A 12,766-nucleotide genomic window follows, 5' to 3' on the forward strand; every position below is an offset into this window, starting at 1 on the left:
CCTGCCCCATCTTACGGGGAGAGGGATGGATTTATGAGGACGGGGTTCTGAACTTTCGGATGGCATGCCCTGCAAGAACGTCCCTGATAAATTCCGGCATGAAGTATTCTTTCCCGGCCTGCTTGAAAGCAGGGAAGAAAAATCCGTATGTGAACAGATCCAAGGTAGCGAGCCTGTATGCCCTGGCAGGCTCTGCAGGGTTACCTGCAACTAGCAACTTTCCGTTTTCAGCGCGACTGATCCCGTGATGAATCATGGCACCCATCTTTTCGCCGCGGAACCCGAGGCCCTTCAGCCGGATTTCCGGCCATTCGGAGTTCAGGCTCAGCTCGTATGCCTCCTCGAGTTCTTTGCCGGTCAGCATGATCACACACGGGTTGATGGGATGAGGCAGGAGTCGATGCAAGTCCATTCCGGAAACATTGCCCTCTGGCAGGCCGCCGAGGAAAATTCCTGAATTGAACATGGCACAGTCTGCACCAGTATGGGAAAGGAGAGCTTCGGCGAACAAGCCGGAAAGCGGTGTCGGGCCTTCCCATCCGCCCCTCAGTTCTGCCGGATTCAGGAACACGGTTGCGGACAACAGCTCGGCCGCTTTCTCCCTCAACTGTCTGTCAAAGCTTTTGTCGTCTTCGGGGATGGGAAGTGTCTCCGTATCGTGGACCCTCGCCGTTGCACCGACGACCTTGGCTTTGGCGTGATCGAATGTCAGTACGATCTCTCCGACATAGTGTCCCCATTTTCCTGCTGCGGCAATTAGTGTCCCGCCGACTTCTCTGCCGTCCGGATACAAATGGTGGGTATGTCCGCCGATGATGACATCAATTTGACCGTCCGTATGCTCTGCAAGACGATCATCTTCTGATGACCCCATATGTGACAGGCAGACCAGGATATCAGACTGCCCGGTGACACGCGGAGCTGCCGCCTCAAGCGAGGAGCGAGGACCGGTCACCTTCCAGCCCAGACGCTCATAGGACGTGCTGAAATCGGCTGTGGCGGCGATCAGGCCGATCCGGATGCCGGACTTGGTCGTCAGGTAGGCTTCCGGTACCGTCCAGCCAGGCTGTTTTCCTTCTTCTGTAAACAAATTGGACAGCACGACGGGAAAATCCGCTTCCTCATAAAGAGCGGAAAGTTCCCCCGGAGACAGGGTGATGCCTTCATTGTTGCCGATCGTAACGGCATCGTAGCCGACTTCATTCAGCATCAGCACGTTCCCCTTCCCTCTTGTTGCGTCTGTGTAAGGATGGGAACGGTCCATATGATCACCGATATCAAACAGGTAGCAAGCCTCTCCCCGTTCCCGATGGATCGCCTTTCGCTTCAGGAGGAAGTCCCGGATTCTCGGCCAATGTTCAAAATGGCTGTGGAGGTCGTTCGTGTGATAAATATGAATGATTTCCTTCAACGTGCAATCAGCCCCATATTCCTTCATAGATGGACCGGATTCCCGTAATCAGGAGAATGATCCGGAGTGCGGTCACCAGTGCTTCAGAGTTCAGGCGTTTGTTCAGGGCTGCTCCGATTTTAGCCCCTGCATATGCGGCAGGCACGACAGGAAGCGTGTAAAGCCACGGGACATTGCCGAGTGTGATATGGCTTGCCGCATTGACGATCGCGGACAGGAAGACCATGAACATCGATGTTCCCACCGCCACATGAGGCGGAAACAGGAACAGCAAAATCATCGCCGGGACAATGATCGAGCCGCCGCCGATGCCAAAGAGGCCCGAGGCAAAGCCGACTCCAAAAGTCAGCATGACCGCAAACCAGACGGGATATCCGTATTGATGGACAATGCCTTCCGGGTCCCTGAACGTGCGGGTCCTCCCGTGCTCGACAAACCACCTGACCGGTTTCAGGTGTTTCCTCACGAGCAAAAGCATGGAGAGAAAAATGAGCAAAATGCCGAAATACAGATTAAACGACGGCAAGTCCAGCCCTTTATTCACGTAGGCCCCGAGGATCGTCCCCGGGATGCTGCCCGAAAAGAAGATTAGGCCGCTCCGGTAATCCACCGTGCGCGACTTCATATAAGAGAGTGTCGAAGACAGCCCGATGAAAATCATCATAATGACGGACAGTCCGACGATTTTTTGCGGGGTCAGCCCCGGAACCCAGCCGAGGGTGATGCCAAAGTAAAGAGCGGCCGGGACCAGGACGACGCCGCCGCCCAGGCCGACGAGTGCCCCGACGATGCCGGCAAACAGCCCCGTCACGGCCAGGATGACGAATTCCATCAGAGTTCCTCCCCGCCGAACAGATCCAGTTGCTGCACACCCGGCCGGACCGTTTCAATTCCTGAAATCCCCATAAACCTCTTGGCATTTTCCGCGGCATGGCCGCCAGAGTTGTTGTTGAAGACGACATAGACATCCTCGGAGGCGATGCCGGAAATCCCTTCAGCCAACCCTGTCAGTTCAATGTCGTTATAGTCATACAGATAGCGGACTTCCCGCCACTTCTTGTCATCACGCCCGTTTGCCGTCCACCCTGCCGTGTTGCGCCCGTGCAGCCGGACGAGTGTCTTGTCTTGTCGTGTGGCTTCCGGAACAAATGGGATGCTGCCCTCACCGGCCTGGGGTTCATCGCATACGGAGTGGATGAACCGCTGCTCCCGGAGAAAGTCGATGGTGCCTTCACGGTATTTTTCAGAATACCAGGACTGATGACGGAACTCCACGGCCACATCAAGTCCCTCTAGATACTCCCTCATCTTCCTCAGGACCCCGACATTCTCTTTTGTGCAGTCAAACCAGGGCGGGTACTGGGCGAGGATCATCGGCAGCTTGCCGGCCTCGAGCATCGGACTGACAGACAGCCGAAAAAGCCGGAACATCTCCTCTTCCGATTCATAGGGTAGGCGGCCGCGGTGGTGGCCCGTCATTCCCTGATACGCCTTTACGACAAAACCGAAATCATCCGGCGTCTCGCTGATCCATTTCCGGATATTCCGCTCCGGCTGGATGGCGTAAAAGGTCGAGTCCAGCTCAACGACCTTGAAATGACCGCTGTAGTCTTTCAGCTTTTCCGTTTTCTTGGAGGTGGGGCTGTAAACATCCGGGTGGTCGCCCCATCCGGTCAGGCCAACCCTGATCATGGGCCTCCCTCTCCCTTCATCCTATTTTCATATGATTTATCTTATCACAATACCCGTATCGGAGAGCGGGAAAGCAGGGTTACAAGGAAAAGGGGCTGTCCAAAAGTCAATCCCCGCAAATAAATAGCAAAAAGCAGGGACTCTGGCGGGGACACCGATGTCCGCGGAACAGCGGACTCCAACGATTCCACGCTCCTCATGCCCTTTTCGCTGGTCTGCCTGATTAAAGAACGGATGCATCCCGATCTGATTGACCACCGGCAGCTCGACTGTTTTCTTTTCCAATTGCTCCATAGGTTCCGGCTGGAAGTTGCTGATGCCGATCGAACGGACCAACCCGCGCTTTTTCGCCTCGATCAGAGCCTGCCATGCCTCCACGTACTTGCCTTTCTTCGGGTTTGGCCAGTGGATCGGGTACAGGTCACTTTGTCTCTCTCCTTTGTCTTTTATCCCTTACCGCAAGCAGGCTGTGATTAAGCAAATGATTTAGTTGGTATGGAACTGATCCGAAAAGCCGATTGACAAACAGCTCCCAACAAATTATTATCCGAATATAAACAATCCCACTATTATTTTTATGCTCGCAATATTGCACTAGGGTTCGGCATGAAGGGTAACTGCTCAATCCCCTTACTGAGCAAGTGAGTTCAATATAAAAATCAGCTTTTTATAAATCGGACAAAGACGGGAATTCACGTTCTTATGTCCTTTTCTTTTTTACTGGAGGTTTGGGAGGAGATCGACATGCAGGAACAGACATTGGAACGCGGTTTGAAAAACAGACACGTGCAACTCATTGCCATCGGCGGAGCGATTGGCACCGGGTTATTCCTTGGCGCGGGAAAGTCCATCCATTTGGCGGGACCGTCCATCCTCCTGTCCTATCTGATCACCGGCATCATTTTATTCCTGATCATGCGCGCGCTCGGCGAACTTCTGATGAGCAATTTGGACTATCATTCTTTTGTGGATTTTGTTAAGGATTATTTCGGTGAAATGGCAGCGTTTATTACCGGATGGACCTATTGGTTCTGTTGGATTTGTATTGCCATGGCTGACCTGACAGCCATCGGAATCTATTCGCAGTATTGGTTTCCGGGAATGCCGCAATGGATGCCGGGTCTTATCGCACTCGTCATCTTGCTATTCATGAACCTGGCGACCGTGAAGCTTTTCGGGGAAATGGAATTTTGGTTTGCGCTGATTAAGATCATTGCGATCATCGGACTAATCGTGGTCGGTATTTTCATGGTGATCAATGGCTTCTCCACCGACTCAGGTACGGCTGCATTCTCGAATATCTGGAATAACGGAGGATTGTTCCCGAACGGCATCAGCGGCTTTATCCTCTCATTCCAGATGGTCGTGTTCGCTTTTGTCGGGATTGAACTTGTCGGACTCACTGCCGGAGAGACGGAAAATCCGGAAAAGGTACTTCCAAAAGCAATCAACAGCATTCCGATCCGTATCCTTATTTTCTATATCGGGGCGCTGTTCGTCATCATGAGCGTATATCCTTGGGACGCGATCAACCCTGCTGCAAGCCCGTTTGTCCAAGTGTTTGTCGCCGTCGGGATTGCGGCGGCTGCCGCAATCGTCAATTTTGTCGTACTGACTTCCGCTGCCTCGGCTTGTAACAGTGCCATTTTCAGTACAAGCCGGATGCTTTATTCCCTTGCGAAGGAACAAGATGCACCGGGGCGGTTCGCAAAACTGGACCGGCGCAAAGTTCCGTCTGCCGCATTGTTCTTCTCGGCGGGTGTGATCCTGATTTCCGTCATTTTGAATTACATCATACCTGAAGGTGTGTTCACACTGATTACAAGCATTTCGACCGTCTGCTTTATTTTCATCTGGGGAATCACTGTTCTCAGCCATCTGAAATACCGTAAAACCAGGCCGGAATTGGCAAAGGCAAACAAATTCAAGATGCCGCTTTACCCGTTTGCCAACTATCTGATCCTTGCTTTCCTGGCTTTTGTCCTGGTCGTCCTCGGAATTGCGGAAGATACCCGTATCTCACTGATGGTGACGCCCGTCTGGTTTATGATGCTGGCAGTAATCTATAAAACGCGCGTATCCAAGAAAATTAAAGTGGTCCATGTTGATAAGCATGAATCAGTCAAAAATTGAGATTCAGTGCTATCTGGATAGATAGACAAGACTGAGTTCGTACATAAAAAACCCTTGCCTGAAGTACCGGCAAGGGTTTCAGACTGTAGACAAAGATAGTATATGACTCCTTTGTCAGCAGTTTTTTCTTTTTCATAAAATTTCGGACACCAAGTCCGATACGTACCTGGACAAATTGAAAAGAGGCTGTCCCAAAAGCACAGAACACCCCGTAAGACAGCAAAAAGCAAGGACACCGGGCGACTCCTGCGGGAAAGCCGACCGGCCGAGACCCCGCACGCCTGTAAGCCGGAGGAGGCGGTTGGACCCGAAAGCAACCAGAGTCCATGCTTTTTGCTTTTCTTTATCGGGAATGACTTTTTGGACAGCCCCTTTACTCCGGAAAAAATGCAGCTTCAATTTAAAACAAACATTTTACACACATAAAAGGGTTTCGAGGCAACAGCAGCACCCCGAAACCCCTTGCTGTATATGGTTTGGCTAGCGATTAACCGATCGAACCTTCCATTTCAAACTTGATGAGGCGGTTCATTTCGACCGCGTATTCCATCGGAAGTTCTTTTGTGAATGGCTCGATAAAGCCCATGACGATCATTTCCGTTGCTTCTTCTTCGGAGATGCCGCGGCTCATGAGGTAGAAGAGCTGCTCTTCGGATACCTTCGAGACTTTTGCTTCGTGCTCGAGGGAGATGTTGTCGTTCAGGATCTCGTTGTACGGGATCGTGTCGGACGTGGACTGGTTGTCCATGATGAGCGTGTCGCACTCAATATTGGAACGCGCCCCGGACGCCTTGCGGCCGAAATGCACGATTCCGCGGTACGAAACCTTGCCTCCCTGCTTCGAGATCGACTTTGAGACGATTGTCGAAGACGTATTTGGTGCGAGGTGCATCATCTTCGCGCCTGCATCCTGGTGCTGGCCTTTACCTGCAAGTGCGATGGACAGCGTCATGCCGCGTGCGCCTTCGCCTTTGAGGAAAATTGCCGGATACTTCATCGTCAGCTTGGAGCCGATGTTGCCGTCCACCCATTCCATCGTCGCGTTTTCTTCAGCGACTGCGCGCTTCGTGACGAGGTTATAGACGTTGTTCGCCCAGTTCTGGATTGTCGTGTATCGGCAATATGCGTCTTTCTTGATGATGATCTCAACAACCGCCGAGTGGAGGGAGTTCGTCGTGTAGACAGGTGCCGTGCAGCCTTCTACATAGTGGACGCTTGCGCCTTCATCGACAATGATGAGCGTACGCTCAAACTGCCCCATGTTTTCGGAGTTGATGCGGAAGTATGCCTGAAGCGGCGTATCCACTTTCACACCCGGCGGGACATAGATGAACGAACCGCCCGACCAAACGGCCGAGTTCAGCGCCGAGAACTTGTTGTCCGACGCCGGGATGACCGTTGCCCAGTACTTTTTGAAGAGTTCTTCGTTTTCGCGGAGTGCGGAATCCGTGTCTTTGAACACGATGCCCAAATCTTCAAGGTCTTCCTTCATGTTGTGGTAAACAACTTCGGATTCGTACTGTGCGGAAACACCAGCAAGGTACTTTTGTTCCGCTTCCGGAATTCCAAGCTTGTCAAACGTACGCTTGATCTCCTCAGGAACTTCATCCCAAGAGCGCTCAGTCGCTTCCGACGGCTTGACGTAGTATGTGATCTCATCAAAGTTCAGCTCGCTGAGATCGCCGCCCCACATCGGCATCGGCTTCTTGTAGAAAATGTCGAGTGACTTCAGGCGGAAGTCGAGCATCCACTGAGGCTCTTCTTTCATCCTGGAGATTTCTTCGACAATTTCTTTTGTCAGACCGCGCTTCGAACGGAAAACCGATACGTCTTTATCGTGGAAGCCGTATTTATAATCGCCGATTTCCGGCATGTTTTTAGCCATTACTGTTCCTCCGTTCAGTTTGGATTGACGTCGTCGCCGACGCCTTTTTCCATTGCCTTCCATGCAAGGGTCGCACATTTGATGCGGGCCGGGAACTGGGAGACGCCCGAAAGCGCCTCAATGTCCCCGAGATCCAGGCTATCGTCCAGGTCTTTGCCCAGCATCATGTCGGAAAACGTCTTGGACATCTTGACTGCATCCTCGACGGATTTTCCTTTGATCGCCTGCGTCATCATCGACGCGGATGCCATTGAGATCGAGCACCCTTCGCCATCAAACTTAGCGTCTTTCACGGTCCCGTCTTCCACCTGCATCGTCAGGTGGATCCGGTCTCCGCAAGTCGGGTTGTTCATGTCGATCGTGAGGCCTCCGTCGGCGAGTTCCCCTTTGTTGCGTGGATTTTTGTAGTGGTCCATGATGACCCGCCTGTACAGCTGGTCGAGATTAATGGATGACATCAGAGAAATACTCCTTTGCAATGCGGAGCCCATCTGCGAGGCGGTCGACATCTTCTTCCGAGTTATACACGTAGAAGCTTGCCCGCGCCGTCGCGGTCGCATCCAGGCGCTTCATGAGCGGCTGTGCGCAGTGATGGCCGGCACGCACGGCGATCCCGTTCATATCAAGAACCGTCGCGACGTCATGCGGATGCACTCCGTCGAGATTGAAAGTCACGATGCCGGCACGGAGATCCGGGTCGGCAGGACCGTAGATCGTCAGCCCATCGATTTCCGACATCTTTTCCATGGCATAAGCTGCAAGATGCTTTTCGTGGCGGTCGATGTTATCGAGTCCGAGTTCCTGAAGAAAATCGATTGCCGCACCGAGTCCGATGGCCCCCGCGATGATCGGCGTCCCGCCCTCGAATTTCCACGGAAGTTCTTTCCATGTCGATTCGTAAAGGCCGACAAAGTCGATCATTTCGCCGCCGAATTCAACCGGCTCCATATCTTCAAGAAGGGCCTTTTTGCCGTACAGGACACCGATGCCCGTCGGGGCGCACATCTTATGGCCGGAGAAAGCGAAGAAGTCGCAATCCAGATCCTGGACATCAACCTTCAGATGAGGAGCGGCCTGTGCGCCGTCCACCACCATCACTGCCCCGTGCCTATGGGCGATTTCCGCAATCTCCTTGATCGGGTTTTTCGTGCCAAGCACGTTTGAGACATACATCACCGAGACGATTTTCGTCTTGTCGGTGATCGTCGCCCGGACTTTATCGAGCGAGAGGGTACCATCGTCTTCGAGGTCGACGTATTTCAGTGTTGCACCCGTTTCCTTGGCCAGTTGCTGCCACGGAATGATGTTGGAGTGGTGCTCCATCATCGTAATGACGATTTCGTCCCCTTCCGACACATTCGCCCGTCCGTAGCTTTGCGCGACAATGTTGATCGAGGTCGTCGTTCCGCGGGTGAAGATCACTTCCTGGACTGACGATGCATTGATGAAGTCGGCCACTTTCTGGCGCGCCCCTTCATATTCATCGGTCGCCCGATTGCCCAGTGTGTGAACACCGCGGTGAACGTTGGAGTTGTCGTTTTCGTAGTAGCGTTTGACCGCTTCGATCACGACATCCGGTTTCTGTGAAGTGGCCGCACTGTCAAGATAGACAAGCGGATGGCCGTTTACTTCCTGGTCGAGAATCGGGAAGCGTTTTTTGATCTCTTTTGTGATCATCAGCGCACTTTCCTTTCAATAACCTCCGACAGCTGTTTCTTGACGCCTTCAATCGGAAGCTGTGAGACGACAGGTGCAAGGAAGCCATGGACAATCAGGCGTTCCGCCTCGACACGGGAGATGCCGCGGCTCATCAAATAATAGAGCTGGAGCGGATCGACGCGTCCTACCGAAGCTGCGTGTCCGGCCGTAACGTCATCCTCATCGATCAGAAGGATCGGGTTCGCGTCACCGCGGGCCTTTTCGCTCAGCATGAGAACACGGGATTCCTGTACGGCATCCGACTTCGATGCACCGTGCTCAATCTTTCCGATTCCGTTGAAGATGGTCGATGCCTCATCCTTCATGACGCCATGCTGAAGGATGAATCCTTCTGCGCCCTTGCCCCAGTGTACGGTCTTAGCCGTGACGTTCTGCTTTTGTGTTCCGCGCCCGACCAGAACGGACTTGGAATGGCTGACCGAGCCATCACCAACGAGGTGGGTCACGTTCTCGTAAATCGTATCACAGTCGTTCATCAGCCCGAGCGCCCATTCGATTGTAGCGTCACGGCCGGCAACACCGCGGCGGTTGATGTAGGACGTAAAGCCGTCAGCGAGCACATCCACTGCGCCGTAAGTGATTTTCGCGCCATCTTTTGCGATGACCTCGGAGATGATGTTGACAAGTCCTTTCGAGTCTTTCGAAAGCGACAGGTAGTTCTCAACGTACGTGAGTGAGCTGTTGTCTTCAGCCACGATGATTGCGTGGTTGAAGAGGGAAACGTCTTCACCCTCATGCAGGAACAGAACCTGTACCGGCTCCTTCACTTCAACGCCTTTCGGAACATAGACGAAGACGCCGCCGTTCATGAATGCGGCATGCAGAGCCGTGAGCTTGTGCTCGTCAACCTTGACTGTATCGTTCATGAAGTATTTCTGCACCAGTTCGGAATGTTCACGAGCAGCCGTGAAGATGTCGGTCAGAATGACGCCCTGCTCTTTCAGCTCGTCCGACATTTTAAGGTAGGCCGGCGTATTGTTCCGCTGGACATAGATATTTTTCTGTTTCTCGCTATCAATGAGCGCACGCGCTTCCTGCGGAAGTTCCGCAAGCCCCGTCAGCGGCTCGTCTTTCACTGCGTGGACCGGAAACTCGGTGAAGTTCCAGTTATGGATCTTTGTTTTGTCCGGCTTCGGCAGCTGGAGTGTTTCAGCAAGTTGATAGGCTTCGGAGCGCTTTGACGCGAGCCATTCCGGTTCACGGTTCGATTCCGAATAGGAACGCACGTCCTCGCCGGTCAATGCCAATTTCGTTTCAACCGTCATTTCGTTCGTCCCCTTCCGTTAAGCTTCTTGTCCAACTGTTTCATCTTCGATGCCCAGTTCTTCTTTGATCCAGTCATAGCCCTGTGCTTCAAGCTTCTGGGCAAGTTCCGGACCGCCGGATTTGACTACACGGCCCTGCATCATGACATGGACGTGATCTGGAGTGATGTAGTTTAGAAGACGCTGGTAGTGGGTAATGATCAGGCAGCCGAAGTTTTCTCCGCGCATTTCGTTGATGCCGTTGGATACGACTTTCAGCGCATCGATATCGAGGCCGGAGTCGATCTCATCGAGAACTGCGAATTTAGGCTTCAGCATCATGAGCTGAAGGATTTCGTTGCGCTTTTTCTCACCGCCGGAAAAACCTTCGTTCAGGTAGCGCTGTGCCATATCCTGATCCATTTCGAGAGTGTCCATCTTGCTGTCGAGCTCGCGAATGAATTTCATGAGGGAAACTTCATCGCCTTCTTCACGCTGGGCATTGATGGCAGAACGGAGGAAGTCGGCATTGGTCACGCCGGATATTTCACTCGGGTACTGCATCGCGAGGAAAAGACCCGCTTTGGCGCGCTCGTCCACTTCCATTTCAAGGACGTCTTCGCCGTCAAGTGTGACTGTTCCGGCAGTGATCTCATATTTAGGATGCCCCATGATAGCCGAAGCGAGCGTGGATTTACCCGTCCCGTTCGGTCCCATGACAGCATGGATTTCGTTTGTATTGATTGTCAGGTCGACGCCCTTCAGAATTTCTTTGCCTTCGATTTCGACGTGCAGACCTTTGATTTCGAGAGTAGACATCCGAATACCTCCAGTATGGTATGGCAGCGCCATCCTTATTTATCATCATTCTAATCTTAACTGAAACCAGGGACGCTTGCAAATCATTTAGACGGGTTCCACGAAACTCCCCGATAATCGCAGAAACCCTATAATTAATAGGAACCTTGGCCGCACCGTCCATTAATGAAAGTCATTTTCAATTATCAACATCCGATTGAGAATGGAAATCAGGTTAACAAAAGGACCGCCGCTTAAAGCGCCGGTCCTTTTGTACGGGTTCATTATTGGTCGGTCATTGTCGGTGATGGCTGCCCGTCTCCGGCCGCATGCCGAAGCTTTGGCTAAGAGCATATTCCCGCTCCCGCTGTTTTTCCACTTCCAGCTGCAGCTTAGGATTTGTGCGGTAATCCTCATAGCCGATGCCGTGTGCACTCCGGAAACATTGTGCCATCCTGTCCGTGTACTCGAGCCTCATGGGGTCGATAATGAACCATTCCTTTCGGTTTTGCCGGCTTTGGCCGGTTTGATTTCCCTTTTAGTCTACCCGATCAGGAAGCGTCCAAACAGGGAAAATCAGACTGTTTTTGTTCCTGCCGGTGTTACAGGAGCTGCTTCAGCCGAGGCTGCAAAGCGGTCGGTGATGATAGCGAGTGCGCCGTCACCGGTTACGTTTGTAGCTGTGCCAAAGCTGTCCTGCGCCATATAAAGGGCAATCATCAGCGCAATCATCGGCTCCGTGAAACCGAGCATCGACGAAAGGAGGCCGAGTGCCGCCATGACCGCTCCGCCGGGTACGCCCGGTGCGGCAATCATGGTCACACCGAGAACCGCGATAAACTGGACCATCGGCCCAATGGAGACAGGCATACCGTTCATGAGCATGACACCGATTGCACAGGTTGTCAGCGTAATGGTGCTTCCGGAAAGGTGGATGTTGGCAAACAGAGGCACCGTGAAATCGACTACTTTATCGGATGCGCCTGTTTTGCGGGCTTGGCGGACAGTGACCGGGATTGTCGCCGCAGATGATTGAGTGCCGAGCGCCGTGAAGTACGCCGGAGCCATCGTTTTTAGAAGCCATAGCGGATTGCGATGTGCAAGTGCTCCGGCTGCGGAGTACTGGAGAAGCAGCATGATCAGATGCATGACGATGATCAGCACGAACACCATTGCAAACACCGAGAGGACGCTGGCCACCTGTCCTGCATAGGTCATATTGAGGAAGACGCCAAAGATGTGAATAGGAAGCAGCGGGATGATGACGCTGCTGATCGTCTTCTCGATGAGCTGCTGAAATTCGTCGAAAACTGAGAACAACGTCTTGCTGCCTGTTGCAGCCATCCCGATTCCCATCAGGAAAGCGAAGATCAGGGCTGTGAGAACCCCCATGATCGGTGTGATTTCAAGCTCGAAAAGTGCCGAGGCCAATGCTTCCGAAGGATCACTGATCTGGTCGGCTGACGGGTTTCCGATCAGTCCGGGTAGAAGGCTGGATGCTACAAAAAACGCCAGGATCCCGGCCACGATTGTGGAAAGGTAGGCCAGCCCTGTCGATAGCCCGAGCATCTTTGCAGATCCTTTTCCGAGTTTGGCGATGCCGGGTGCGATGAATCCGATAATAATCAACGGGACAACAAAACTGAGGAATCCGCCGAAAAGCATATTAAATGTTGCTCCGAGCTCCACGAACCAGAGCCCGTACTTTTCCGGAATCTTGGTGAGGAGCGATCCGATACCGACCGCCAGCGCAATGGCGATGACAATCCGGCCAAGCAGACCGATTTTCTTCATGATGTATGTTCCCCCTAAAAAGACACTTGTTTTTTTGATGTGACCACTTTACCACACTCCCCCATCCGTTAGAAGGCCTAGTCACATATT

The 12,766-nt window shown here is 52.7% G+C and carries 11 protein-coding genes and 1 pseudogene; 1 reads left to right on the top strand and 11 read right to left on the bottom strand.

Annotation, left to right across the window (positions count from 1 at the left end; genetic code table 11):
- Window positions 1-31: 31 nt before the first annotated feature.
- From KHA84_RS14190 to KHA84_RS15440, 4 genes and pseudogenes are all read right to left on the bottom strand, one after another.
- Entirely contained in the window at window positions 32-1,411 is a 1,380-nt protein-coding gene (locus KHA84_RS14190) for a bifunctional metallophosphatase/5'-nucleotidase (RefSeq protein WP_236823304.1), read from the bottom strand.
- A 7-nt stretch (window positions 1,412-1,418) separates the two neighbouring features.
- The gene (locus KHA84_RS14195) at window positions 1,419-2,243 is read right to left on the bottom strand and encodes a sulfite exporter TauE/SafE family protein (RefSeq protein WP_213424173.1); all 825 of its coding nucleotides are present in this window, start codon (window positions 2,241-2,243) and stop codon (window positions 1,419-1,421) included.
- Window positions 2,243-3,103 (bottom strand): DUF72 domain-containing protein, encoded by an 861-nt coding sequence (locus KHA84_RS14200; RefSeq protein ID WP_213424174.1) that lies wholly within the window; start codon window positions 3,101-3,103, stop codon window positions 2,243-2,245. The genes KHA84_RS14195 and KHA84_RS14200 overlap by 1 nt, the downstream gene beginning before the upstream one ends.
- A gap of 180 nt (window positions 3,104-3,283) precedes the next feature.
- A pseudogene (locus KHA84_RS15440) lies at window positions 3,284-3,526 on the bottom strand (aldo/keto reductase); the annotation flags it as partial.
- Between the two features lie 279 nt (window positions 3,527-3,805).
- Here KHA84_RS15440 and KHA84_RS14210 point away from each other — a divergent pair.
- The gene (locus KHA84_RS14210) at window positions 3,806-5,236 is read left to right on the top strand and encodes an amino acid permease (RefSeq protein WP_213424175.1); all 1,431 of its coding nucleotides are present in this window, start codon (window positions 3,806-3,808) and stop codon (window positions 5,234-5,236) included.
- A 487-nt stretch (window positions 5,237-5,723) separates the two neighbouring features.
- On the opposite strand, the gene sufB is transcribed toward KHA84_RS14210, so the two are convergent.
- The 7 genes from sufB to KHA84_RS14245 all read right to left on the bottom strand — a co-directional run bounded on the left by sufB (window position 5,724) and on the right by KHA84_RS14245 (window position 12,676).
- Window positions 5,724-7,121 carry a Fe-S cluster assembly protein SufB gene (sufB, locus tag KHA84_RS14215; RefSeq protein ID WP_213424176.1) on the bottom strand — a complete coding sequence of 466 codons (1,398 nt, stop codon included), beginning with the start codon at window positions 7,119-7,121 and terminating at the stop codon, window positions 5,724-5,726.
- 14 nt (window positions 7,122-7,135) lie between these two features.
- Window positions 7,136-7,579 (bottom strand): Fe-S cluster assembly sulfur transfer protein SufU, encoded by a 444-nt coding sequence (gene sufU, locus KHA84_RS14220; protein ID WP_213424177.1) that lies wholly within the window; start codon window positions 7,577-7,579, stop codon window positions 7,136-7,138.
- Window positions 7,566-8,798, bottom strand: coding sequence for a cysteine desulfurase (locus KHA84_RS14225; RefSeq protein WP_213424178.1), 1,233 nt, complete (start codon window positions 8,796-8,798; stop codon window positions 7,566-7,568). The genes sufU and KHA84_RS14225 overlap by 14 nt, the downstream gene beginning before the upstream one ends.
- Complete coding sequence (gene sufD / locus KHA84_RS14230; RefSeq protein ID WP_213424179.1) at window positions 8,798-10,105, bottom strand: Fe-S cluster assembly protein SufD; 1,308 nt, start codon at window positions 10,103-10,105, stop codon at window positions 8,798-8,800. Before sufD ends, KHA84_RS14225 begins: the two co-directional genes overlap by 1 nt.
- A gap of 18 nt (window positions 10,106-10,123) precedes the next feature.
- Window positions 10,124-10,903, bottom strand: a complete 780-nt coding sequence (gene sufC, locus KHA84_RS14235; protein WP_236823305.1) for a Fe-S cluster assembly ATPase SufC — start codon at window positions 10,901-10,903, stop codon at window positions 10,124-10,126.
- Between the two features lie 274 nt (window positions 10,904-11,177).
- Window positions 11,178-11,336 (bottom strand): YuzK family famiily protein, encoded by a 159-nt coding sequence (locus KHA84_RS14240; protein WP_213424180.1) that lies wholly within the window; start codon window positions 11,334-11,336, stop codon window positions 11,178-11,180.
- 122 nt (window positions 11,337-11,458) lie between these two features.
- Complete coding sequence (locus KHA84_RS14245) at window positions 11,459-12,676, bottom strand: dicarboxylate/amino acid:cation symporter (RefSeq protein WP_213424181.1); 1,218 nt, start codon at window positions 12,674-12,676, stop codon at window positions 11,459-11,461.
- Window positions 12,677-12,766: the final 90 nt, after the last annotated feature.

Origin of the sequence: Bhargavaea massiliensis (genome assembly GCF_018390575.1) — a bacterium.
In the GTDB taxonomy this organism is placed as follows: domain Bacteria; phylum Bacillota; class Bacilli; order Bacillales_A; family Planococcaceae; genus Bhargavaea; species Bhargavaea massiliensis.

What these genes read in the sequence shown, in the direction of transcription:
- KHA84_RS14195 (WP_213424173.1), bottom strand. Translation starts at nt 2,243, where the DNA reads ATGGAATTCGTCATCCTGGCCGTGACGGGGCTGTTTGCCGGCATCGTC.
- KHA84_RS14200 (WP_213424174.1), bottom strand. Translation starts at nt 3,103, where the DNA reads ATGATCAGGGTTGGCCTGACCGGATGGGGCGACCACCCGGATGTTTAC.
- KHA84_RS14210 (WP_213424175.1), top strand. Translation starts at nt 3,806, where the DNA reads ATGTCCTTTTCTTTTTTACTGGAGGTTTGGGAGGAGATCGACATGCAG.
- sufB (WP_213424176.1), bottom strand. Translation starts at nt 7,121, where the DNA reads ATGGCTAAAAACATGCCGGAAATCGGCGATTATAAATACGGCTTCCAC.
- sufU (WP_213424177.1), bottom strand. Translation starts at nt 7,579, where the DNA reads ATGTCATCCATTAATCTCGACCAGCTGTACAGGCGGGTCATCATGGAC.
- KHA84_RS14225 (WP_213424178.1), bottom strand. Translation starts at nt 8,798, where the DNA reads ATGATCACAAAAGAGATCAAAAAACGCTTCCCGATTCTCGACCAGGAA.
- sufD (WP_213424179.1), bottom strand. Translation starts at nt 10,105, where the DNA reads ATGACGGTTGAAACGAAATTGGCATTGACCGGCGAGGACGTGCGTTCC.
- sufC (WP_236823305.1), bottom strand. Translation starts at nt 10,903, where the DNA reads ATGTCTACTCTCGAAATCAAAGGTCTGCACGTCGAAATCGAAGGCAAA.
- KHA84_RS14240 (WP_213424180.1), bottom strand. Translation starts at nt 11,336, where the DNA reads ATGGCACAATGTTTCCGGAGTGCACACGGCATCGGCTATGAGGATTAC.
- KHA84_RS14245 (WP_213424181.1), bottom strand. Translation starts at nt 12,676, where the DNA reads ATGAAGAAAATCGGTCTGCTTGGCCGGATTGTCATCGCCATTGCGCTG.